This window comes from Nostoc sp. PCC 9305 (assembly GCF_963920915.1).
GTDB lineage: Bacteria > Cyanobacteriota > Cyanobacteriia > Cyanobacteriales > Nostocaceae > Nostoc.
The window spans coordinates 75,899-101,150 of the sequence record NZ_CAWUDN010000003.1; the positions used below are offsets into that span (position 1 = coordinate 75,899).

General features: G+C 41.0%; 18 protein-coding genes. 7 read left to right on the top strand and 11 right to left on the bottom strand.

The genetic code is table 11. The features are described from left to right. The first annotated feature begins 70 nt into the window (after positions 1 to 70). The 3 genes from ACM0OX_RS01900 to crtO all read left to right on the top strand — a co-directional run bounded on the left by ACM0OX_RS01900 (position 71) and on the right by crtO (position 4,534). Positions 71 to 1,453, top strand: coding sequence for a cytochrome P450 (locus tag ACM0OX_RS01900; protein ID WP_414512605.1), 1,383 nt, complete (start codon positions 71 to 73; stop codon positions 1,451 to 1,453). A gap of 523 nt (positions 1,454 to 1,976) precedes the next feature. Continuing rightward, a complete protein-coding gene (locus ACM0OX_RS01905) occupies positions 1,977 to 2,735 on the top strand; it encodes a DUF2993 domain-containing protein (protein ID WP_414512607.1) in 759 nt (252 codons plus the stop codon). 104 nt (positions 2,736 to 2,839) lie between these two features. After that, the gene (gene crtO, locus ACM0OX_RS01910; RefSeq protein ID WP_414512609.1) at positions 2,840 to 4,534 is read left to right on the top strand and encodes a beta-carotene ketolase CrtO; all 1,695 of its coding nucleotides are present in this window, start codon (positions 2,840 to 2,842) and stop codon (positions 4,532 to 4,534) included. An 89-nt stretch (positions 4,535 to 4,623) separates the two neighbouring features. On the opposite strand, the gene ACM0OX_RS01915 is transcribed toward crtO, so the two are convergent. After that, positions 4,624 to 6,342, bottom strand: coding sequence for a trypsin-like serine protease (locus tag ACM0OX_RS01915; protein WP_414512611.1), 1,719 nt, complete (start codon positions 6,340 to 6,342; stop codon positions 4,624 to 4,626). A gap of 893 nt (positions 6,343 to 7,235) precedes the next feature. On the opposite strand from ACM0OX_RS01915, the gene ACM0OX_RS01920 reads away from it, so the two are divergent. Both ACM0OX_RS01920 and ACM0OX_RS01925 read left to right on the top strand, forming a co-directional pair. Continuing rightward, positions 7,236 to 7,979 carry a tetratricopeptide repeat protein gene (locus tag ACM0OX_RS01920; RefSeq protein WP_414512613.1) on the top strand — a complete coding sequence of 248 codons (744 nt, stop codon included), beginning with the start codon at positions 7,236 to 7,238 and terminating at the stop codon, positions 7,977 to 7,979. Between the two features lie 78 nt (positions 7,980 to 8,057). Beyond that, on the top strand, positions 8,058 to 8,939 hold the full coding sequence (locus ACM0OX_RS01925; protein WP_414512615.1) for an SDR family oxidoreductase: 882 nt from the start codon (positions 8,058 to 8,060) through the stop codon (positions 8,937 to 8,939). A gap of 76 nt (positions 8,940 to 9,015) precedes the next feature. Here ACM0OX_RS01925 and ACM0OX_RS01930 read toward each other — a convergent pair whose 3' ends face one another. From ACM0OX_RS01930 to gcvT, 4 genes are all read right to left on the bottom strand, one after another. Further along, positions 9,016 to 10,470, bottom strand: a complete 1,455-nt coding sequence (locus ACM0OX_RS01930) for a hypothetical protein (protein WP_414512617.1) — start codon at positions 10,468 to 10,470, stop codon at positions 9,016 to 9,018. A 269-nt stretch (positions 10,471 to 10,739) separates the two neighbouring features. Beyond that, positions 10,740 to 13,655, bottom strand: a complete 2,916-nt coding sequence (gcvP, locus tag ACM0OX_RS01935) for an aminomethyl-transferring glycine dehydrogenase (RefSeq protein WP_414512619.1) — start codon at positions 13,653 to 13,655, stop codon at positions 10,740 to 10,742. A gap of 197 nt (positions 13,656 to 13,852) precedes the next feature. Continuing rightward, a complete protein-coding gene (gene gcvH / locus ACM0OX_RS01940; protein WP_289797706.1) occupies positions 13,853 to 14,242 on the bottom strand; it encodes a glycine cleavage system protein GcvH in 390 nt (129 codons plus the stop codon). Between the two features lie 125 nt (positions 14,243 to 14,367). Next, entirely contained in the window at positions 14,368 to 15,504 is a 1,137-nt protein-coding gene (gene gcvT / locus ACM0OX_RS01945) for a glycine cleavage system aminomethyltransferase GcvT (protein ID WP_414512621.1), read from the bottom strand. 227 nt (positions 15,505 to 15,731) lie between these two features. Between gcvT and ACM0OX_RS01950 the strand changes: the two genes are divergently transcribed. After that, positions 15,732 to 16,229, top strand: a complete 498-nt coding sequence (locus ACM0OX_RS01950; protein WP_414512623.1) for a pentapeptide repeat-containing protein — start codon at positions 15,732 to 15,734, stop codon at positions 16,227 to 16,229. A gap of 85 nt (positions 16,230 to 16,314) precedes the next feature. Here ACM0OX_RS01950 and ACM0OX_RS01955 read toward each other — a convergent pair whose 3' ends face one another. The 6 genes from ACM0OX_RS01955 to nfi all read right to left on the bottom strand — a co-directional run bounded on the left by ACM0OX_RS01955 (position 16,315) and on the right by nfi (position 24,341). Continuing rightward, positions 16,315 to 18,081: a tetratricopeptide repeat protein gene (locus ACM0OX_RS01955; protein WP_414512624.1), complete on the bottom strand. Its 1,767-nt coding sequence runs from the start codon at positions 18,079 to 18,081 to the stop codon at positions 16,315 to 16,317. A gap of 803 nt (positions 18,082 to 18,884) precedes the next feature. Further along, complete coding sequence (locus tag ACM0OX_RS01960; protein ID WP_414512626.1) at positions 18,885 to 19,415, bottom strand: hypothetical protein; 531 nt, start codon at positions 19,413 to 19,415, stop codon at positions 18,885 to 18,887. A 521-nt stretch (positions 19,416 to 19,936) separates the two neighbouring features. Then, positions 19,937 to 20,668: a class I SAM-dependent methyltransferase gene (locus ACM0OX_RS01965; protein ID WP_414512628.1), complete on the bottom strand. Its 732-nt coding sequence runs from the start codon at positions 20,666 to 20,668 to the stop codon at positions 19,937 to 19,939. Between the two features lie 315 nt (positions 20,669 to 20,983). Then, positions 20,984 to 22,942: an FHA domain-containing protein gene (locus ACM0OX_RS01970; RefSeq protein ID WP_414512630.1), complete on the bottom strand. Its 1,959-nt coding sequence runs from the start codon at positions 22,940 to 22,942 to the stop codon at positions 20,984 to 20,986. Between the two features lie 77 nt (positions 22,943 to 23,019). After that, a complete protein-coding gene (locus ACM0OX_RS01975; protein WP_414512632.1) occupies positions 23,020 to 23,568 on the bottom strand; it encodes an FHA domain-containing protein in 549 nt (182 codons plus the stop codon). 107 nt (positions 23,569 to 23,675) lie between these two features. Then, the gene (nfi, locus tag ACM0OX_RS01980; RefSeq protein ID WP_414512634.1) at positions 23,676 to 24,341 is read right to left on the bottom strand and encodes a deoxyribonuclease V; all 666 of its coding nucleotides are present in this window, start codon (positions 24,339 to 24,341) and stop codon (positions 23,676 to 23,678) included. Between the two features lie 242 nt (positions 24,342 to 24,583). On the opposite strand from nfi, the gene ACM0OX_RS01985 reads away from it, so the two are divergent. Beyond that, positions 24,584 to 25,105: a hypothetical protein gene (locus ACM0OX_RS01985; protein ID WP_414512636.1), complete on the top strand. Its 522-nt coding sequence runs from the start codon at positions 24,584 to 24,586 to the stop codon at positions 25,103 to 25,105. Positions 25,106 to 25,252: the final 147 nt, after the last annotated feature.

The window sequence follows — 25,252 nt, forward strand, 5'->3', positions numbered from 1 at the left end:
TTAAATGGTCACGCAACCAAGATTTCAATTAGTTGAAGTAGCAAAAAAATATTAAGTAGGAAAAAAATTTATGAAATTCCCAAATGGGCCGCAAAGTCCAGTAGTTGTACAGATGCTGCGCTGGATTGTTAATCCGATGTCATTTATGGAAGCTTGTGCCAAAAGCTATGGTGAGATTTTTACTCTCCGATTGGACAACAATCTGCCTCCTTTGGTAATTGTCAGCAACCCCCAAGCGCAACAACAAATTTTGACAACTGATACCAAGGAATTAGAAGCCCCTGGCGATCTGAATAAGGTATTTGAACCTTTGCTGGGCAAGCATTCTGTAATTAGCATTAGCGGCGCAGAACACCAGCGTCACCGCCAGTTATTAATGCCTCCCTTTCACGGCGAAAGAATGCGGAATTATAGTCAGGTAATTACCGATGTCACCAAGCAAGTCATTAGCCAATACCAGATAGGTAAACCCTTCAATATTCGGTCTGCTACTCAAGCTATTACCCTGCGGGTGATTATGCAAGCTGTGTTTGGGCTACATGAAGGGCCTCGCGCCGAAAAACTACAAAACTTTTTGGGCAATCTTTTAGAAAAGGCTAGTTCTCGGTTAAGTGTGGCTTTGCTTTATTTTCCAGCTTTACAAAGAGATTTTGGCCCGATTAACTTCTGGGGAAACCAGATGCGCCTTCAGCAAGAAGCTGACGAACTCATCTACGAGGAAATTCGGGAACGTCGAGAACAACCAGATGCATCACGCACAGATATTCTGAGCTTACTCATGGCTGCTAGAGATGAAGCCGGTCAACCCATGACTGATGAAGAATTGCGCGATGAATTGATGACTCTGTTAGTCGCTGGTCATGAAACCACAGCCACAGCCTTAGCATGGGCATTATACTGGATTCACAAAATACCATCAGTACGGCAAAAGCTACTGCAAGAATTAGATAGCTTGGGCGATAATCCAGATCCTGGCATCGTTTTCAAGTTACCCTATCTCAACGCTGTTTGTTCCGAGACATTGCGGATTTACCCAGTAGGTATGCTAACTTTTCCCAGAGAAGTAAGAACCCCAATATCGCTGGGTGGTTACGAACTAGAACCGGGTACAGTCCTAATTGGTTCTATTTATCTAACCCACCAACGGGAAGATATTTATCCAGAACATAAGCAGTTTAAGCCAGAACGCTTTTTAGAACGGCAATTTTCTGCTTATGAATACTTACCCTTTGGCGGTGGTGCTAGACGCTGTATTGGTCTAGCATTTGCCCAGTTGGAAATGAAGCTAGCACTTGCTCAAATTCTTTCTAGTAAGGAATTAGAACTAGTTAATAAAGGTGAAGTGCGACCTAAACGCCGTGGTTTGGTGACAGGCCCAGATCGCCCCATTGAGATGGTTGTCAGGAGTCAACGTCAGGTGAAGTCTCCCATTCTACAGACAACCACTGTTTGATGCTGGGGGGTTTGATGGTTGCGTTCAGCAAATTTTTTCCTCGTTTTTCCTCGTTTCCCATTCGTGTCAATTTAAGCTGGAAATAGCTTATCTCTTGGCTTCCATGCCCGCCCGGAAATAAATTTTCGGGCTAATAGCTTAAGTCTACTGAAGTAGACTGGAGATTTTTAGTCATCTTCAGATGACTTTAGCTATGAGACGGGAATTTCAATTCCCGGCGGACAAGCGGTTTCGCGTTAAGTTGACACGTATGGACTTCTTCCCCATCCTCCCACACCTCCCACCCCCCTTGGATTTCTCACTTGTGAGAAATCCAGGTCAATGTCAGACCGGAGGCAGAGCCTCAACGAGGGCATTCCCATGCAGAGCATGGGAACGAGATAGAGCAGAGAATGCGATCGCTGCATAACGATCGCAGTCTTATTTCTAAATCACAAATTACCTATACCCCAATATAGATTTCCTCTCCAGAATTAGCCTTTACAGTTACGAGTAAGAGGACATTTAGGAGAATTAGTAATTCATGCCTGATGAGCATCGGTTAGAAGAACAATTTCTATCCCAAGAAGCTGAAAAACAAGTATCCAATCAGCTAGATGAAGTAGAACAAATAGAAATAGATGTAAAAACCGATCTGTTAAAAATACTTCAGGGACAGTCGGATGGAGTTGCGGTTGCAGGGCAAGGATTAGTTATTAAAGAAGACATTCGCATACAGGAAATAAAACTGCAAACAGATAGTATAGCCATCAATCCCTTTAGCGCTCTTTTTGGTCAAATAAAACTCAATGAGCCAGTCAATACCATTGCTAGGGTTATACTCACAGAAGTAGATATTAACCGCGCCTTGACCTCAGAGTTTGTTCGTAGCCAGATGCAAAACTTTGAGTTGAATGTAGATAGGGGAATTGTCAGTTTTGAGCCGGAAGAAATTCAGGTATTTTTACCTGGTGATGGCAAAATAGAATTTAGGGGAAAGGTGTTGTTAAAGGAAATGGGAAATACTCACCCTTTAGCTTACACTGCGATCGCTCGCCCACGCACTAATTCACAACCCGCGATGCTAGAGGGTTTTAACTGCACTGAGGGAGAGGGAATTTCCATAGAATTAATTACAGCGTTCATGCAGAAAGCTAAAGAACTCATGAACATACCATCTTTTAAATGGGAGGATATATCGTTTTCTATCAAAGATATAGAAGTACAAAAAGGTACTTTAATAGTTATGTTAGAAGCTCAGATAAAGCAAATACCCTCGTTGCCAAGTTTAATCTCTCCTTAGTAGGATTGACACTAGTTAAAGATAATTTTTGTTACTGAGGGATGATGTCAATGTCATAAAAGTTTTCTAACATTTTAAAAGCTACTTATTTCTAAATTCCAACTATGCAAGAGTATGATGTTGTCCTAATCGGTGCTGGACATAATGGGTTAGTTTGTGCAGCTTATTTGCTAAAAGCTGGTTATAGCGTTCTGTTACTAGAAAAGCGTTCTGTACCAGGTGGCGCAGCAACAACTGAAGAATGTTTACCGCAAGAAGCTCCTGGATTTAAATTCAATTTGTGTGCTATTGACCATGAATTTATTCACTTAGGGCCAGTTGTTGAAGAATTAGAACTAGAAAAATACGGCTTGCATTATTTGGAGTGCGATCCAGTTGTTTTCTGTCCTCATCCTGATGGTAAGTATTTCTTAGGACATAAGTCAGTGGAAAAGACTTGTGCAGAAATCGCCCGTTACAACGAACGTGATGCCAAAAAATACGCAGAATTTGTAAACTTTTGGCAGCGATCGCTAGGTGCAATGATTCCCATGTTCAATGCACCGCCAAAGTCAATTATAGATATCCTTGGTAACTACGACATCACCAAACTGAAAGATTTAGTTTCAGTTATTGGTTCCCCAAACAAAACGCTGGACTTCATTCGCACAATGTTAACCAGCGCTGAAGATTTACTTAACGAGTGGTTTGATGAGGAATTTCTGAAAGCGCCACTAGCCAGACTAGCATCAGAACTGGGTGCGCCGCCATCACAAAAAACTCTTGCCATTGGTGCAATTATGATGGCAATGCGTCATAATCCGGGGATGGCCAGACCTCGCGGCGGAACTGGCGCACTTGTGCAAGCTTTGGTGAATTTAGTCACAAGTAAAGGTGGCGTTATTCTCACAGACCAACATGTTGAAAAAGTTTTAATTGATGATGGCAAAGCTGTAGGTGTGCGGGTTGCTGGTGGGAAAGAATATCGCGCTAAATACGGGGTTATTTCTAATATTGATGCCAAGCGGTTGTTCTTACAAATGACAGATAAAAGCGATGTTAATGCAGCCGACCCAGATTTATGGGAAAGATTAGAACGCCGCATTGTTAACAATAACGAAACCATCCTCAAGATAGATTTGGCTTTAGATGAACCACTGCGCTTTCCACACCACGCTCACAAAGATGAATATCTCGTTGGTTCTATCTTGATTGCTGATTCTGTGGCTCATGTAGAACAGGCTCATAGTAAATGCACTTTAGGAGAAATTCCTGATGCTGACCCATCAATGTATTTGGTGATGCCTAGTTATTTAGATCCCACATTAGCACCACCAGGCAAGCACACTGTATGGATTGAGTTTTTTGCCCCTTATCAAATTGCTGGTGCAGAAGGTACTGGTTTGAAAGGTACTGGTTGGACGGATGAATTGAAAAACAAAGTTGCAGATCGGGTGATTGATAAGTTGGCAGACTATGCACCCAATGTCAAAAATGCAACTATCGCCCGTCGGGTAGAAAGTCCAGCAGAACTAGGAGAAAGATTAGGTGCGTACAAAGGGAATTATTATCATGTTGACATGACTCTAGATCAAATGATATTTTTCCGTCCCTTGCCAGAAATAGCCAACTACAAAACGCCAATTGATAATCTATTTTTGACTGGTGCAGGAACTCATCCAGGTGGTTCAATTTCAGGAATGCCGGGACGCAATTGTGCGCGGGCATTTTTGCAGGCAAAACATCCCATTAGCCAAACTTTGAAGGATGCGCGGGATTCAATTAAATCCACTGTCGAGTCAGTGTTTGGCATTAATTAAGCCTTGCACGGATAAAATAGAGTAATACATACAGTTCAGATAAACCCAAAACCCTCATGTAGAGACGCGATTTATCGCGTCTTTATTGATCAGGCAATCACGAAAATATTTGCATTAGTCATGGCTAGACCCATTCCTAGTTGAGCAACTTGGATTTGACCGGATGAGCCTGTACCATCAGCATCAAAAAATAAACCCCCTGTATTATTGTCGTAGATAAAGCGATCGCTGCTATTTTGTGCTACTGAACCAATAAAAAATTGCGTAGCTTGAAGTATACCCTCACTAAGTCCACCTCCAAACCCTATTTTAGAAACATAAATTGTGTCATCTAAGGACGAAAAATCTGTAATGTTATCAATTCCTTCAGCAGGGGTATTAATAATAAAAACATCAGATCCAGTTCCTCCTGTTAGGGTATCATTACCTAAACCTCCAACAAAAGTATCGTTACCACTTCCCCCAATAAGGATGTCATTGCTATTTCCACCATTTAGCTGGTTATTACCAGTCACATTAATATTGGCTGTATCTGTGATGATATTTTCTTCACGGGCTGATAAAGGGGAGCTAAGAGTTGATGAAATGGTCAGAGGTAATATCGCACTATTGGTAACAGTGAGTAAAGTTCTAAATACCTTTTGGTTGCTGGTTAGACTTTCATCAAACTCTTGGATTGAATTAGTTGGATCTAGAAATGAAATAACGTAGTAATTTCCAATTGGAATATTGGGGAATGCACCGTTCCAAGTCGCTGTTCCCGAATTGAATGGATTAATCGAAGAAATAGTTGTATTACCAATTAAGTAATGAGAGCCAATACTATCAGTGACATTGGCATCAGTAGAAGCGTAAAAATAAACCGAGAAATTACCTGTTGCGGCTGTACCATTGTTGCGAGGATAGACCGTAATGCTGAAATTTTCCCCATTTTTAATAATGTTATTATTAAAACTTCCAAGAGTTGTGTTAAACCAAACATCAGAATCTACTAAATCAGCTTTGTCAGTGGGTTTGCGTGTAGCTGTATCTTCGTCGATCCAGTTTTGAATCTCGTTATATCGAGTGCTTGTAATTCGGGTAAACTCGTTGTAAAGCGGAGTTTGATTGGTGGTTGTCTCATTTGAAGCTACTGCATAAATAGTCGGTTTATTTGTGTTGGAATTATTAAGCCAGAGAGGGCCTCCACTATTTCCAGGTAAGATATCTAGCTCATTACTACGCAAGATCGAGTCAGTTGTACTTGTGATTTTTCCACTCTGAGTCCACATATCATAGTTATCAAATTTCCCATCGCTATTGGAATCAAACTTATCAGAAGGGTATCCAGTGACATTCATTAAAGTTCCACTACTGAGATTATCGTCATATCCATAGTTAAACCAGCCAGTGAAGTTTCCAATATTGCGATCAAGAGTAACCAATCCTATATCGTATTGAAAAGTTTCGCTTTTAGTTTGATCTCCTTTAGTCCATCCTTCAAAAGAACGTGTATAAACAGATTTGGCTTCACTATAGTATTCATAATCAGCCCGATTTGTACCAGCAATGATATTTCCTTTAGAACCAAGCATCACCTCAATTTTATCTGCCCAACCCCCATATCTCGTGTCATACACACAGTGTCCTGCCGTTAAAAAATGGTAGGAATCAATCATAGCGCCAGAACCGTTGATGATAATATCATCAGCAGTATCAATAACCCCATCTGGGCCTTTCCAATGTATTCTCATCTTTCCTATAGCACTAAACGGAAAAGTTGTCGTGTTGCTAACTTTTGTCCGACCATCAGGGGAGAAAATAGACATAATTTTATATCCTTAATAGAACAATAATGAATACAAAATATCCAATCTTAATGCCATAAATTAGCTCATGGTATGAGCATCTCAGCAGCAATTCATATGAATATTTTTTTACTATTCTAGAACTTACGCATTGACAAAGACAGCCAATTGTGGATGATTACCTCTCGTTACAAGGCAGAGCCTTGTAATGCTCTTATGGGAGGCTCTGTCTCCCGTCAAACAAGTAGGCAGAGCCTACTCGATCGCATTCCCAGGCACAGCCTGGGAACGAGGCATGGTAAGACTTTTAGTTTAACAAGCTGACTTTTCACATAATGGTAAATGTGTAAAGTGCGTAAGTCCTATATTCCTAAACTTTTAGGTAATATCAAATCTAAGAATGCCATATGCTTAATATCAAGTATGTCTACAATTTATCAATATCAATAACGTAGAGTATAATTTAAATTTTATTTGAAGGCAAATAAAACTAATTAATAGAGAGAAAGATTGGAAAATCTAGCTATTATGACATTACTTTTGTTATCAATTCTGTGACTACCTTCCTACGATCCTGACTGATTTATATCGTCGGCATTGGCGGATTGAAGAAGGTTTTGATCGGGGTGAATTACTACACGAATGCGATGTTTACGACGAGTCACAGCTATGCAATATATATAGCAACACAAATAATTGTTTTTTGAGTAAAGTAGGTTCTAAGCGATTGCTTTATGTGTATTTAATATGATAATATTATACCCACTTGATTTTAATAAAGTTTTATGCATCGTCAACAAGGCTCTTTGAGAAAATAAATATAAGTAAATTAATGGGTAAAAACTAGTGTATTTTGATAATACTCAAAAAACTAACAAATTTTAACATCATCTAATAATTTTTGTAGGTACAGCATGGTTTTTCGGCACTGCTTCGTTGCATCTGGCTTGATAGCTTTCTTGGCATTTGGCTGTAGTGGTGGGGCAAACTCATCGGCAGAAAATACTACACAGGTTGTCCAAGAAAGCAATGTAACCCAACTTTTTATAGAAGCGAAGGCTACGCAAAAAGCAGAAGATTACTTTCATCAAGGTAACAATTTATTAGATAGACAAAATTATGAAGATGCCATAAAAGCTTATGATCAAGCGATCGCCATCAAAGTTGAGAGTCCTGAAGCTTGGATTAACCGTGGCATAGCCTTAACATCGTTGCAACGCTACCAAGACGCTCTTGCATCCTATGATAGAGCGATCGCCATCAAACCCGATAAATATGAAGCTTGGTATAATCGTGGCATAGCTTTGACATCGTTGCAACGTTACAAAGATGCTGTTACATCATACGACAAAGCGATCGCCATCAAACCCGACAAATATGAAGCCTTAATTAACCGAGGTATAGCTCTGACAAAGCTGCACCGCTACCAAGATGCGATCGCATCTTATAATAGAGCGATCGCCATTAAGCAAGATTTGCACCAAGCATATTACAACAAAGCTTGCTCTTATGCTTTACAAAGCAATTTAGAATTGGCACTTGAGAACCTAGACAAAGCAATCAAGCTTGTTCCTGATAAATATAAGAAATTAGCAAAAACTGACCCAGACTTTAGCAAAGTACGTAGTGAAAAGCAGTTTCAGGTATTACTGCAATAGTATTTTACCACCACTACTCAGTGTAGAATATAAGCCTGCTGTAGAAAGGATTTTTTCTTGAGCGGTTTGCGATTAGACATGAAAAAATTGTTAATCACCGGGGCAAGTGGTTTTTTAGGATGGCATCTTTGCCAGCTTGCAAAACAAGAATGGGATATTTATGGCACTTATTTATCCCATCCTTTAGAGATTCCTGGCATGAAAATTTTAAAAGCGAACTTAACAAATTTTCAGGAATTGAAACGTATCTTTAATGATGTTAAACCAGAAGCAGTTATTCATACTGCTGCACATTCGCAACCAAATTTTTGTCAAACCAACCCCAAGGAATCGCACGCAATTAATGTTATAGCATCCTGCAATATTGCCGCACTTTGCGCGGATAATTCTATTCCTTGTGCTTTTACCTCAACCGACTTAGTTTTTGATGGCTTAAATGCTCCCTATCAAGAAACAGATGCCGTGTGTCCTGTCAATCTTTACGGTGAGCAAAAGGCGATCGCAGAAGCAGATATGCTAGAAAGATATCCCATGACCGCAGTGTGTCGAATGCCGTTGATGTTTGGTGCAGCAACACCCACAGCTAAAAGCTTTATTCAGCCATTTATTCAGACTTTACAAGCCGAAGAAGAACTAAGTTTATTTATAGATGAATTTCGCACACCAGTAAGTGGAACAACTGCCGCCAAAGGACTTTTATTAGCATTAGAAAAAGTTAACGGCATCATTCACTTAGGTGGCAAAGAGCGGATTTCACGTTATGATTTTGGAAAGATATTAGTAGAAGTATTTCAGCTTCCCGTCACCGGACTTAAATCCTGCCGACAACAAGATGTGAAAATGGCAGCACCTAGACCGGCAGATGTTTCTTTAGATAGTTCCAAAGCTTTTGCATTGGGTTATCAGCCTTTATCTGTAAGGGAAGAATTAGAAATGCTACAGGTACTTGCACTTAAATAATACGACTTAGACAAAAATTCAGCTCATCAATAAGCGGAAACAGTTTCTAGACTATTGGCGATCAATTGCTTGGTTTTTATTCCGCAGATTCAATAAGAATCACTTCCTCTCTAGGAATATATCTACCGCTATAAGCAAGACGCACTTTTCCATCTTGGGCAATATCATTGATTTCTTCTCCCTTGGGATTCCACCAATTGGGTGCATCCATCCAGGTGCATCTGTCACCTATTTTGAGTCTTTGTATTCTACTTGCAGTTTCCTGGCTCCAATTTTGTATTGGATTGAGTATATTGTAAGGAATTATTTCTGTTTTAATTATCTTTATGCAGGTGGTATTCCCTTCTTCTTTTTCTAATTCAGTCTTTTTGCATGAGCTTGTCGTAGATATAAAATCTGCTTCTGAGATAAATAAGTTTTTAAAGTCTATCCACTCATAACGCTCTACACTTTGCCATAGCAAGACAACTTTTGCTCTATGGGTATCAATATCAAACTCTATTGCAGCCCCTATATCTCCCTGATGTGTTTGACACAGTAGCTTGAGTTTCTGAAGTAACTCTAAATCTAATTTTGCTAAAGGTGTTTCATATCTCTTTGTATTATCGTCATCACCATCAAATCGTTCGACTGTATCGCTCACATTTGAAATAGAAGGGTTGCCAGCAAAACCCATGTCAAATATTATAGGGGCTTTGAGTAGTTTCTCATGTTCAAGTATTGCTTGATATATAACTTCGGCTGTTGTGTCTGTAGTTACATTACTGATTTCGTTATGTCTGCCTATAAGCTTATGCTGATTAAATTGAATGTCTCCATATATATCTTTTTCCTCTATATAGATGAATCCGGTTCTAGTATCTTCCAAATGTGTTATTTCATGATAAGTTGCAACTTTTTGAATATCCTGAGCCATTCCATAAGCTTCTAGGCATGAGGTTAACAGTACTGCCTGAGTTGCACCCAGACCACCAACACCTTTACCCCATTCATCAGCAGATCCTCTTCTGCTGATTTCTCCAATTGCGTAAATTGTTGCTCCTACATAGTTGCTTTTGTCTTTCTCTACCCTTGTGGTAATAGAATTAAAACTTGTAGGAGAAGTCTGTATTTCGTAATTTAGAAAACCTGCTCCCTGTTTATTAACAAGTGCAATATCAGTCCTTCTGCCAGGATATTGGTATTCTTGAATTGACTCAAATTTGTCTTGTTTAAAGTAGGTTTGAGTCGTTGCATTAAGTATATTTTCTGCTCGACTTTTGGCATATTTATGTACTGCACTTTCGCTTCTAGTACTGACAAATTGATTGCTGATACAATCAATTTCTGTTTCTTGTACTTCTTCTATATTAACGTTATGAGAAAAATGTCCACAAACCCAGAATGATGTTTCTTTACGTGTTTTATGGTGCGCTTTTTTATAGAAAAGTGGGCGATCGCAGAATATACATGTGAAAATTTCATCCTTATCGTAGAGGCTCACTTGAGCATCAACAAAAATACGGTTCTTATTTAATGCGTATCGAACCATATATACTAAATTCCATAGCTAAGTAAAAAATATCAATAGCTATAAAATATTATACTAATTTTTAGTAAAATTACACTGGATAATTACTTAATTTATCTCTTCCTTTGTAGTTCGTTTAATAAATATTACCTGCATCTTCATGGAGAATTAGTATTAATAAAGCAATCTTTCATCTTGCGTCTTGGGACGAAACAAAATTCATACCATATTCCGAGACTCCAAATAGTAGCCGCCTTTCTGTTTATAGAAAGGCGGTTAGCGCTGAAGTACTACGAATAAGTATCCATTGGCAGACAAGAACAAACAAAATTCCGATCGCCAAAGGCTGCATCAATGCGACCAACAGCAGGCCAGAATTTATACTCACGAGTCCAAGGCGCAGGATAGGCAGCTTGTTCGCGAGAATAAGGATGCTGCCATTCTCCGGTGATGAGACTTTCGGCAGTGTGAGGTGCGTTCTTCAAAACATTATCTTGGATATCCACCTTGCCAACTTCTATTTGGGCAATTTCTTGGCGAATAGAAATCAAGGCATCACAGAAACGATCCAACTCTTGCTTAGATTCACTTTCTGTAGGTTCCACCATGATTGTACCCCCTACAGGCCAGGAGACAGTCGGCGCATGGAAACCGTAATCCATCAGACGCTTGGCGACATCATCGATTTCGATCCCAGCTGATTTTTTGAGCGATCGCAAATCTAAAATACATTCATGGGCAACTAGACCATTTTTCCCCTGATACAAAACCGGATAATACGATTCCAGTTTCTTGGCAATGTAATTAGCGTTGAGAATCGCCACCTTAGTAGCTTGGGTTAAACCATCTGCACCCATCATGGCGATGTACATCCAAGAAATCACCAAGATACTTGCACTACCCCAAGGCGCAGCTGCCACAGCACCAATATGTGAGTGCTGAGTTGAGTCGTTGATAGTAACAACAGGATGTCCAGGCAAAAACGGTACAAGATGAGATGCAACGCCAATGGGCCCCATACCAGGGCCACCGCCACCATGAGGAATACAAAAGGTTTTGTGCAAGTTTAAATGACAGACATCCGCGCCAATATCTCCAGGACGGCAAATTCCCACTTGGGCATTCATATTTGCCCCATCCATGTAAACTTGTCCACCGTGACTATGGACAACAGCGCAGATTTCCTGAATTGGCTCCTCAAAAACACCATGAGTTGAGGGATATGTCACCATTAAGGCGGCGAGTTCATTGCTGTGTTTTTCTGCCTTAGCCTTCAGGTCATCAACGTCAATATTACCTTGTGAGTCACAGGCAACAGCCACCACCTTCATTCCGCACATCACCGCACTTGCTGGGTTTGTCCCATGTGCCGAAGTCGGAATCAAACAAACATTCCGGTGTGCTTCGCCCCGATTTTCGTGATATTGACGAATTACTAAAAGTCCAGCGTATTCGCCCTGAGAACCAGCATTTGGTTGCAGAGAAACTCCCGCAAAACCAGTAATTTCAGCTAACCATGCCTCAAGTTGCTTAAACAAGATTTGATAACCTTGCGTTTGCGACACGGGGGCAAATGGATGAATCTTGCCAAATTCTTCCCAACTTACCGGAATCATCTCAGCAGTTGCATTCAACTTCATTGTGCAAGAACCTAAAGGAATCATCGATGTTGTTAGCGACAAGTCCTTGCTTTCAAGTTTGTGCAGATAGCGCAACAACTCAGTTTCTGAGTGATAGCGGTTAAAGACTGGGTGGGTGAGATATGTACTTGTACGGGAGAGAGGAAGATGTGAGGATGAGGAAGAAGTTAATTCTTCTAAAGTGAAGGGTAAATCATCTGTACCAGCGAAAATCTGCCAAAGGTCGATTAAATCTTCTGCTGTAGTTGTTTCATCCAGTGAAATACCAACGGTAGTTGCATCAAAAACCCGTAGGTTAATTTGAAGCTGTTCGCTAGCTGCCAAGATATCTTTTAAATTGCGTCTTCCCAGTTCTACTCGCAGCGTATCAAAGAAATCTTTGGAACTGATGCTGTAACCCAAACGCTTCAGTCCTTCCGCCAATAACACCGTCAAAGAGTGGATATTTTCGGCAATTTGCTTCAGTCCATCAGGCCCATGATAGACGGCGTACATACTCGCCATTACCGCCAGCAGCACCTGTGCAGTACAGATATTACTAGTAGCTTTTTCGCGGCGGATGTGCTGTTCGCGGGTTTGCAAGGCGAGACGTAATGCAGGTTTACCTTGGGCATCTTTTGATACTCCCACAATTCGCCCTGGAACCAGCCGTTTATACTCTTCCTTCGTAGCAAAGTATGCTGCATGAGGCCCCCCAAACCCCAAAGGAATACCAAACCGCTGAGTGCTTCCGACAGCAATATCAGCGCCAAATTCTCCAGGAGGGGTCAGCAAAGTTAAACTTAAAGGATCTGCTGCTACCGTCACCAATGCACCCTTAGCATGGGCTTTTTCGATAAAAGCGCGGTAGTCGTAAATAGTGCCATCACTTGCAGGGTATTGCAGAACAGCCCCAAAAATTGGTCGATCGAAATCAAATGTTTGATGATCGCCGACAATAATTTTAATCCCCAATGGTTTAGCGCGTGTTTGCAACACATCAATGGTTTGGGGATGGCAATCACGAGAGACAAAATAAGCATCTGCCTGATTTTTAGAGACACCGTAGCTTAGGCTCATCGCTTCTGCTGCTGCTGTGGCTTCATCAAGTAATGAAGCATTGGCAATTTCTAAACCTGTAAGGTCGATAATTAAAGTTTGGAAATTCAGCAGCGCTTCTAATCGCCCTTGGGCAATTTCTGGCTGATAAGGAGTGTAGGCAGTATACCAACCAGGGTTTTCTAAGATATTACGCCCAATCACAGGTGGGGTAATACTGTCGTAATAGCCCATACCAATGTATGAGCGAAAAACCTGATTTTTGGCAGCAACTTTTTTTAACGATGCCAGTGCTGCATACTCGCTTTCTGCTGCTGGTAACTTTAGCGGTTGCTTCAGCCGAATTGCCTGTGGAACTGTTTGGTCGATTAGGGCATCCAGGCTGGGAAATCCCAAAACCTTAAGCATTTGTTGGATGTCATCGGAGTTAGGGCCAATATGTCTTGGCACAAAACTACTTAACTTTTGACTTTTTTCGTCCAGCACTTGCTGCTCATTAGACTTGAGAATAGGGGCGTTCAATACCACAAATTACTCTCCAGATGGTACTATTTCATATTTTGCAATAAATATTCTTAAACTGGGGGCTGAGGACTAGGGATTCGGAAGATATTGGATAGGTGAATAAGAGTAATTGTTAATTACCTCCTCCACTCACCTACTCCCTTACTCTTCCACTCAGCACGGGCTAAACCTTAGCTATCTGCTAACAGCACTCAGCACTCCTACTCCCCTTCTACTTGGGCGCGATACTCATCTGCTGTCAAGGCATCTTCAACTTCGCCAGGGTCATTGACGCGCACTTTCAAAAACCACCCTTCCCCGTAAGGGTCTTCTGACACTTCTTCGGGAGAACTAATTAAAGCTTCATTCCGTTCTATCACGGTGCCTGTCACTGGCGAATTTAGTTCCTCAACGGCTTTCACTGATTCGATTGTGCCAAAGTTTTCTCCCCTGGTAAGAGCGTCGCCAATTTCTGGCAGTTCCAAAAAGACGATATCACCCAATTCATGTACGGCAAACTCAGTAATGCCAATGGTGGCAATTTCACCATCTATTCGCACATATTCATGAGAATCCAGGTATCTGAAATCTTGAGGATATTCAAAAGACATATCACTTCCTCTCCCTTATTAAAAAAATTATTGCCCCAATAGTCATGCAAGCCATATCCGGTAATGAACCTGACTGTAGATTGAATAACTCACAACACATTATTCCTCAAAAACCTCAGCGCTTATCAGTTGGCAACACGATTTTTTGACCGATAAAAGGGACGTTTAACTACAACTGCTGGATAAGCTTTGCCGCGAATTTCGACTTCTAGCTGCTGACCAATCGTTGCTAGCTGGGTGGGAACGTAGCCTAATGCAACAGGATAACCAAGTGTAGGTGACAAGGTGCCACTAGTAACTTCTCCCACAACTTTACCTGTGGATAACACTTGATAGCCATGACGGGCAATGTTGCGTCCTTGGGTTTGCAAACCAACCAATCGGCGCTGCACTCCCTTGGATTTTTGCTCTGCTAAAACTTCCCGACCAATAAAATCGCCTTTAGTATCTAAGTGAACTAGCCACCCTAAACCTGCTTCTAAAGGTGTGGTGGTGTCATCTATATCTTGTCCGTAAAGTGCCATCGCTGCTTCTAGGCGCAGAGTGTCTCTCGCACCGAGTCCACAGGGGATAACACCACTTTTATGGAGACTTCGCCACAATTCTACTCCCACATCTGGGTCTACCATCACCTCAAAGCCATCTTCGCCGGTGTAACCTGTGCGGGCCAAAAAGGCAGGTTTACCTAGTAGAGTTGCTTCTAAATGTCCAAAGGCTTTGATTGGTTGTAAGTCTTCTTGCACTAATGGCTGGAGATATTTAATCGCTTTTGGCCCTTGGACGGCAATTAAGACTTTATCTGGTGAAAGGTCTTGGAATTGCACGTTATCCAAGTCAAGGTGTTGCAATAGCCATGCTTTATCTTTATTGGAGGTTGCCGCATTAACTATGATGAATGCCTTTTGTGTACCACTGGTGTCTTCACCTTGATAATAAACAATGATGTCGTCAATAATTCCCGCTTGGGGATTTAACAATACGGTGTATTGTGCTTGACCAGCTTGCAAACGACTCAAGTCGGAAGGTACTAGCGGCTGGAGTTGGGAAATCAGGTTTTTACCTTGGAGGGTAAATTTGCCCATGTGGGAAATATCGAACATTCCGGCTGTATTTCTTACAGCCTCGTGTTCGCGGCTAATTCCACTAAATTGCACAGGCATTTCCCAGCCGCCAAAGCTGGTAAGGCGTGCTTTGAGTTCTACACCCAGTTGATATAAAGGGGTTCGCGCCAGAGATTGGGCGTTGTCTTCTTGATTAGCCACAGGTAATTATTGCGTAGATGCGGAGCAACTTGCCGTTAGGCATCGCACCTCAACATCTATCATCCTACGAGAGATTAGGGAAGAGGTGACAGGGGACAGGTGATAGGGAAGAGGTGACAGGGGACAGGTGATAGGAAATAATCTGTACCCTGTAACCTGCACCCTATTCCCTTCTGTAAGGTTTAATAGTTAATGGTGAAAGTGTTGAGATTTATTAAGAACACATTATGAAATATTGGCAACTGTTAGGTAGCTTTGTCTTAGCTATGGTTCTTTTTTTGTTTCCCCTATCGGCGCAAGCCGCAAGTTCTTCTAGTATTACCCGTTCTGTGGGTAATGATGAACTCAAGGGCAAGGATTACTCTGGTCAAAGTTTAATTGGTACTGAGTTTACCAATCTCAAATTAGAGAATGCTAATTTTAGCAATGCTGACTTACGTGGTGGCGTATTTAACGGTAGCGTATTGGAGGGGGTAAATCTGCATGGTGCTGATTTTAGTGAAGGCATAGCCTATCTAACAAGGTTTAAGGATGCTGATTTAAGTGATGCTGTGTTGACTGATGCGATGATGCTACGTTCTACTTTTGATGGCGTGGATGTCACCGGGACTGATTTTACGAATGCAATTTTAGATGGAATACAAGTGAAAAAGCTTTGTATTAAAGCAAGTGGTGTAAATTCTAAAACTGGTGTGGAAACTCGCAAGTCTCTAGGATGTAAGTAAATTTTAACCCCTCTTCGTTAGTGGAGAGGGGGATATTTTTTTAACGAATTACGAATTACGAATTACGAATTACGCGCAGCGATCGCTAATGATATGCTTCTCTTAAAAAGCTGGCATAATTTGCCCGAACTGTCATAGTTGTCGGATGGCTTATACCTAAAGTTCGTTCACAAATTTTCAAAGCTTTCTCAAATAAGGGTTTGGCTTTCCTGTAGCGTCTTGTATGACGGTAGAGTGCTGCTAGATTGTTCAGGCTAATAGCGACATCGGGATGGTTATTTCCCAGCAGGCGTTTACTCAGTTCTAAAGCTTGCTCATACAAAGGTTCCGCTTGCTTGTAACTTCCTGTAGATTCGTAAAGTTGTGCTAAATTGTTCAGGCTGGTGGCAACATCGGGATGGTTATCTCCCAGCAGGCGTTTTCTCAGTTTTAATGCTTGCTTGAACAAGGGTTCGGCTTCACTGTAGCGTCTTGTATAGCAGTACAATGCTCCTAAATTGTTCAGACTCGTGGCAACATGGGGATGTTCTTCTCCTACTAGGCGTTTCCACAGTTCTAAAGCTTGCTGATACAAAGGTTCGGCTTCGCTATAGCGTCCTGTATATTCGTAGATTAATGCCAAATAGCTCAGGCTAGTGGCGACATCGTTATGTTCTTCTCCTAGCAGGCGTTTTCTCAGTGCTAAAGCTTTCTCAAGCAAGGGTTCGGCTTCCCTGTAGCGTCCTGTAGTTTCGTAGAGTGCTGCTAAATTGTTCAGACTAGTGGCGACATGGATATGTTCTGAACCAAGACGATTTTGAGTTAGTTCTACACACCGTTGCAACCAAGGCTCTGCTTGCTGATAAAGTCCTTGAACTTGATAAAACCAGGCTAATTTGGTGAACAGAGTGATTAGATTGTCATCGCCTAGATATTCGGATAGGTGAGTTGCAACTTCTGTAATGTGCGGGAGATGTGGAGTGAGGTTGAGAATATCTTCAGAGTTAAGCTGTTGCGGAATTAGCTTTGCTACCTCTAACATCATGGCTGCAAATTTAGCTTTTGCTTCATCCGCCTCACTTGATTTATCCAACTTCATTCGGAAAAGTTGCCGAATCTGTGGATTTAGACGATAAATTTCTTTACTTTTCTGTTGTAGAAAATGCAATTCCAGTAAATCGGCTATGGCTTTCTCGTTGAGTTCTTGTTTTTTGTCATCTTCTATTGTCTCAACAGATAGGGGAATGTCAGCTAAAGCACACAAACTTAGCAAACAGCCAAAGCTTTGAGCATTTTCATCCAACTGTTCCCAACTCAATTCAAAAGCTTCAAATATACCGTATTCATCAGGCATCAATGAGTTAGCATTGACTACTGGTTCATGTTTCACTCGTTTCTTCTCTAGCCGCTTCAGCAGTGTTTCCAGAGACAAATCTGGCATTTTATCCAAATATCGTCCCACTAACTCTAACGCTAAAGGTAAATATCCCAAAAATTTACAAATTCTTCTGGCAACCCAAGCTTCTTGTTGCAGTCGTTCTCGAACCACTAGCGATTTTAATAGTTTCATCGCCGCCAATGGTTTGAGGGCATCTAATTCGCTATTATATTTTAGGCTCAGATAAGCTTGTAACTTTTCTAGTTTGTCTCGATTGTTGAAAGTCTCTAACTCAGGAGAATTCTGGGCAAACTTGTCATATACCTCACCCACCCACTTTGTGAAAGCAGTAATATCAACGTTTAATTCGCTGGCAAGTTTAACTTTAGTTTTACCTAAGTTTTCTGTCTGAAAATATTTTGCAAAAGCTACCGTTTGCTCTAGAGATAAGCCATTCGTAGCAGCTTCTTTGGCTAGAAAATTAGCCCATTGCATAAACAGCTTTGTGAAGTTTATTTTTATTCTAGCTTTGTCTTTATGAGTAAATATTCTCTCTCTGGGGTAAAAATACCATTTGGATAAAAATATTTAAAAGCAGTGGCTTGCCTTTGGGTATCGCCACTTGAGCCTCTGAAGTTCAAGTTTCGAGTTTTGTATAGGACTTACGCACAGGTAACGGAAAATCGAACCACAGAGACACAGAGTACACGGAGGAATAAGAGTTTGAAAGGTATTTTGCGTAAGTCCTGTTGTACTCAAAATGGCTATGCGATGTCTACAATGGTCACTGAGCTTGTCGTACCCCTCCGGGGAAGCAAGCTACGCGCAGCGTCTTGTAGAAAAGTGCGGGCTATGTCTACGCTCTTTGTCACTTAGCATGAGAATCTAACCGCAGAGGTGCTGAGGGCACGGAGGAAGAGAGAAGAAGGAGCGATCGCTGCTAAAATTTAAGCTACAACTATTATATTATGTGGCATCAATTTGGTGTGATTTTGTAAGATTTGAGATTTGCAATTGGGAAATTGCCTAGTTGTAAAATCTACGCTAATTCGATTAAGACAAGAGAGGCGATGAATCGCCGTCGCTACAATAATCAATTGAGCCCAAAAAATGAAAATGTGTAGGTTGAGTTGAGTAATGAAACCCAACAAACAATTTGTTGGGTTTCACTTCCCTACTGGACGCTACGCAAACGTTCAACTCAACCTACAAATATTCTTAACTGAACCGTATTGCGAGTTAAGGGTTAATTGATAATTGGTTTTCCAAAAAAATTAATTTCAGAAATTAGACCGGATCTAGCGGTATCTAGCAGTTCCGGTGAGTGCTATAGTTTGATACGACTGTAATTGTCCAAATAGGGGAGTACGAATAAATCCTGATGTTTTTTGAGTAGTTAAAATGGCTTCGGTTTGGACAGGAGTTTCTCGTGTGCCGATCGCTAGATTGATAATTGGTAGGAGTAAGCTTAGTTTAACTATATTTCCTCCCAAATCAGGGTTTAGCGGTCTGCTAATAATTATCGTCAGTAGCGTACCGATATCAGTAGCTAATGTCTGAATTTGATCGCCACTAAAATGCTCAGAAATTTTTGGAGTTTTGTAATCAAGCTGTGGAACTCCATTGATAATTGAATACTTGATGTTAGTATCTTTACCTTTAAGTTCAAATTCATTTGGTCGTTGCACAACAATTGCTTGTGCTGGCTTGGTGGATTTGGTAATCACAAAAGATAATAGTGATGTCGTGGTTAAGCCAGTCACAAAAGTGAGAGCAGTTTTTAGAACTTGACGACGGTGGAATGTTGAGGATATGTCTCTGAGGTTCATAATTGGTAATTTAAACTATTGATAAAGATATATTTCTCTTTATAGAAAGAGATTAAAATTGCGCTATTCGATAACAAAGCGCGACAATTAGAAATACCGCTGCTAGTGCCATAAGCACCCTAATATAATTCTAGATTATTCATTTAGCAAGGTAGCTAAACTATAGGCTTACACCATAAGTACTACCCAACTCGATTCTCGCTAGCACATTGTTGAGCGGCACATTGAACACGATTTTGAATTGACTGAAAATGTAAATAATTGTATATGACAAATGTCTATCGTAATCGAGTGCGATGCCTGCGGTTCTTGCTAGGCTACGCATAAAGGCTGATACTCACTCTCTATTGCATTCGTGAGAGGTTAAGGTAATTGCACGTTTGTCAAAAGGATACAGGAAAAGGAGATAAATCGAGCTTGGTGACTGGCTTTAGCGGAGCTTTGACTACTCCTAAATCTTGATTTTATTTAAAGTTGATGTGACAAAGTACTAGGATGAGAAGTTCCCATAAAAAATCAGGTTAATTCTCACAACTTAGACCTATAATTAAGCAATTGTCTAAAAAATCTTGCCAGTAATCTTCTGTATACTTTTCTATTGCTTGCTTTGGAATTTCTACAGTATGCCATGAAAACTTCTTAAAACCGGCTTCTGTTACAGCCCATTCATAAATATATTGACTCAATCCAAAGTATTTAAGAATAAATGGTGGATTTGTGTGAAATTCAGCTTCAGAATAAAAGCCTTCTGACAGAGGTTCTTGTTTGAGTACGGTAAGTCCATACTTTGTCGGATTTGATTTCTTCCAAGAGAAATTCGGATTAATCGTCATGGCAACAAAACGCCCATTTGACGCTAGATTACTGCGGATATTAGAAAGCATCTGTAGTAGATGCTCTTTGTTTTCTGCATAATTAAGAAGATAAACGGCAGTAATTAAATCAAAACTACCAATTTTGTGGAGTTTGGCAATGTCTAACACTTGATATTCATTTCCAAGTGAATTTTTCATCTCTTGCTGGCGTGCAACTTTTACCATTTCTTCTGATATGTCTACACCAACAACTTTTGCAGATCCTTGTTCTTTCAACAATCTGCTATAAAAGCCAGTACCGCAGGCTAAGTCTAGAATGGTTTTCCCTTGAAAATTACCAAGAATCTTAAATAGTGTAAATTTTTCGGCGATCGGCAATGTGGCTACAGTTTTGAACTGCTCGTAAACACCGCCAATAGTATCATATAGCTCAGTCATTTGATCCTCAACCAATAGTAAATTAGAGTAATTATCTCATCCTCCCTATTCGATGCTGAGGTGCTATGCATTAGTCACATCTTTCTTAACAAAAAAGTGAAATGCTAAAAATTAAAATACCAGTTGCTCATTTTTAACTCTCCAGCTAAATAAAAATAAATTTCTGATGACAACATTAAGTTATATCTCAGTTCATAAGCGATCGCACTTGAGTCTTTGAACCTCAAAGTTGCACCTTTTATCCTCGAAGTTGGGATTTGCTACTCAAAACAGCCAGATAAATATTCTATCCCCCCTGCCCCCTGCCTCCTAATACTAAGGTGACTGATTTAACACCCACTTCAACCACTGCCTAAAAGAACTTATAGTATTCAACCTTTGAACTCCAGGCGCACGGGCGGCGGCAAGTCCATCAACGGCGACTAATGCGGCGTATTGCAAGCCCAAAAAACTATCAACTGCTGCATAAGGGCCACCTAAAGTAATCGCCCCAGCCGCATACATTTGACCTCTATCGCTACGCATTTCTACTAGTTCAAAATTGTTCGCTACAGTCAATCGTCCCAGATGATTCACTGGGAGATTGTAATGTTTTACCAAATCTGCTAATAGGGGATTGGCATCTACCTTGGCATCCAGTCCAGTAGCATCAACAATAAAGTCAGCTAGCAATTTCATTTCCCCAAAGCTTTGCTCTCGGATACGGGTAATAGTTCGGTTTTGGGCATCTCGTTCCACATCCAGCACCTCACCAAAGGTAATTTGATACCAGCCTTCGCTTAACCCTTGGGCAGTAATTTGCTGCCAGTCTTGGCGGTCGGCGGTGGTAGTTCCACCCCAGTCTGCTAGTAAACGCTTGCGTTCATCAGGACTAGCTTTTTCTAACATTGCCCGAAGTTCGCCGCCCCAACAGGCTTTTGGCCAGTTAAAGGGTTGAAATTCGTAATGATTTTTGACTAGGCGCTGGGTATTTTGAAATTTGTTGCCTTGAGGTTTAGGCGATCGCATTAAATGCAAAACTGCAATATTCTGATTTCGTTTTCTGGCTTCGTAAATCCGCTGCACAATCCGCGAAGCCACAATTCCCCGCCCCCGAATCAATACCGTACCACCATGTTGCTCTAGTTGCTCATAAACATGATCGTGAGCTTCATAAGCATTGACAACAGATTTAAAGTCTTGATATTTTTCCCTATAAGCTTGCAAATCTGGGAGAAACTGAATTGCTGGATACCCAGTAGCTAAATGTAAATAACGACTAACTAAAAAAGCATAATTTCCTGGGCCGCGAGAATAGGCTACGCAATATCTGCCATCATCAGTTTTACGAATTACTCTAACTCGCCCATAGCGATAAATTTGATTCCAGCCTATGCGCTTCGTTTCCCTATCTATAGAATCAAAGACGTTACCCGCACGGGGAGTATAAGTTTCGGCAAATGTTGGTTCAGCAAAAACTTGCCACAAATACTTGAATGCTGACTTTATCTCTCCCTTGGCTAAGTCTCCCCAAGCTTCACGCAAGGCATAACTAGGCCAACCCCAAATATTATCGGGACAAGAATCAGAATTAGAACGCAGTCTTTCATATAAAGGAATTTGCGAATTCAGACAGAGGCGCTTGTAACGGGCATAAGGTTCCGCCTCTAATCCCAAAGCTACAATTTTGTCAGCACGTACACCACTAATTCGCAACAAATCAGCCCATAAAAAGCTACCCAATCCCGCCCCGATCGCTAGATAATCAGATTCATCTACTGGTAATCCTGTAGCATGAAGTGCTTGCACAGAGACCTTTTGTGCCTGAAACGCCAATGGCGGGAAATTACTTGCCACGGGCGCTAGCGGCTGGACTACAGGCAAACTGGGGTCTGGGCGATTGGTATTTGCGTTGAAATGAATCGTTGAAGGGGGGCTGGTATCTGGTGCAGAGGCGTTAGCACCAAATGTCACTGCAATCAGATACGGGCCAATTTGCAACGTATCGCCATTAACCAGAACACTGCGCGTTTGTGGTTGACCATTGACATAGACACCGTTAACGCTGCCTTGGTCAATCACTACTAAATGGTCTTGTTCCCAGTCAATTAGGGCATGGTAGCGAGAAACTTCATTACTGTTAAGCAGCATCCGAGAAACCCGCACTCCCCTGAGTTCAGCAGGTAAGCGAGCAAATTCTCGACCAAAAGCGATCGGCACATTTAACAGTGGTTCTCGCCGTTCACCCGTCGCCGGTTCGTCCCAACTTAATTGTATTTGTAAGTCATTTGTCATTGGTCATTTGTCATTGGTCATTGGGCATGGAAAAAACTCTTCTCCAGTCTCTACTTGTCACTCCTAACTCCTAACTTTTAACTCCTAACTACCAACACACTCACAGCCGCAGCTAAAGATGTCCCACACCAATGACAGCCAATTTGTAGATTCTCTCCAGGGGAAACTTTATGACATTTGGGGCATTCTAAGCCATAAACTCCTAGCGGTGGTGCGGGGGGTGTTGGTGGATGGTGGTGATGTCCGAGATTTACTGCTGGATTGGGTGGTAGCAAAATTGTTGCTGGAATGCTACCCGTGGAAACGCTTGTAACGTTGAGTTTTATTTGTCCCAAATTGATGCTAGTACCCTCAGTTAAAGGCATTTCACCTTGGACTAATTGCCGTCCATCGACAAGGGGGGGATTTTGCGATCGCAAATTCCTGATATAAAAGCGTTGTTGCTGGTGATGAAAAAATATTTCAACGTGGAGTCCAGACACAGTAGGATGACTCAGCACAATATCGCACCGCAGGGGGTCGCGACCAATGCGGACAGTGCCATGATTTTGACTTGGCTGTTGTTCGTAAATATTTTGAGTTTTATCTTGACCTGCATCGTGCCACTGTAAAGTTAGTGCGTTCATGGTTCTAACTTTGTAAATCGTATTTAGCTACTTCAACATCTTCCTGTGCGATTCCTAACATGATTGAGTAGGTGGAAGCAAGTATTTAGAAAAAACTTCAACAAGCTTTATCTATCCGACGCTAATTTATCAGCAATGCGTGTTGTTTCTGGCAGCCGATATTTGGGCGTGCAGCGTAATACATAGTCAATGGCTGTCGGTAAACTAATTCGATGACCACTGGAGATGTACAGTGGTTTTACTCCTGTGCGCGATCGCAAAACTGCCCCAATGGTTTCACCGTTATATATTAGTGGTTGCGTGCTGCCTTTGGTTTCTGCCAATTCTTCATGCTTACCTATCAACCTCGACTTAGCTACACCAATTGTCGGCATATCTATAAGTAACCCTAAATGGCTAGCTATACCTAATCTGCGGGGATGAGCAATTCCTTGACCATCACACAGAATGATATCTGGTGTTGTTTTAATCTTTTCCAGGGCATCGAGGACAGCTGGAATTTCCCGAAATGAGAGGAACCCAGGAACATAAGGAAAGGTTGTAGGACGATGTGCTAGGCTTGTCTCGATTACTTGCAAATCAGGAAAACTCAGGACTGCAACTGCTGCACGGCTAATTGTTCCATCAGCTTCAAAACCCATATCCACCCCAGCAACATACTGGATAGGTTCTTGCAGTCGATCCTCAGTAATTACTCGATCTCGCAGCGTTTCTTGGATAACTATGGCTTCTTCTAGCGTCGAGGGCCAAGCATGATCTCGGTAAAATTTCATATTGAAAATTGGAATTTAACTGATTAATATTAATCTTGTTAATTTAGCAAGTACAAAAACAAAAGTTTTTGATGTTGAGACAGGGAAAATATATTTTTGTAAAAGTCTGTGAATGACTATCTTTCTACTAAATATTTTAGCCCAGGTTAGCTGATATCTTGCATCACAATGTTACTTAAGGCTGTCAAGAGGGAATCCTGAGAATATAAGTTTATTTTCCCAGATTTTCTCTTTTACTGGTTATGACACAGCCAAATATTCTAAAACTTGCAAAACAGGGAGATGCAGAAGCGATCGCATCTCTGATGAACCGCCACTTACACCCCAAAGGGATCAATGCAAAAGTTGCCTTACAAGATGCTTGCTTAGAGGTAATGCTAGAATCTGCCCAAGTACCAAATCAGCAAATTTTAGTTGCATTTATCCGCAAAGGTTTAACAGCTTTAGGGGCTGCATCTGTTGAAAAAGTCAAAGTTTATGGACAACAAACAGGTAAGGAGTTTCCGGCTTGGAGTAAAGAGTTTGATTTGGGCATGATAGAAGCTGATTTAGAACTAGTAGATAATGAACATTCTTCTAACAATCCTCAAATTCTCACTATTTGTATTAACTTAAGTGGCGATACGGCACAGGGATTAACAAACCAAGATTTTGAATTTATTGCTAATCAAATAAGTACTGATATTTTATCCTCTTGTACTGACGTTTTTATTCAAAAAGTAAGCATTAGTAATGGTAGTTCTGTGATTACAAAGGAACGTTAGTATTTAATTTACCTTACATAATTATGTAGGAACAGTCTCCAATCTAAGTTTTTACAAGAGATATGACAAATCCAGCTAAACTTTAAATATAGGGATACAAGAATTATGAAAATGTTTATTATACGTGTAAAGAGGGAATCATAATAT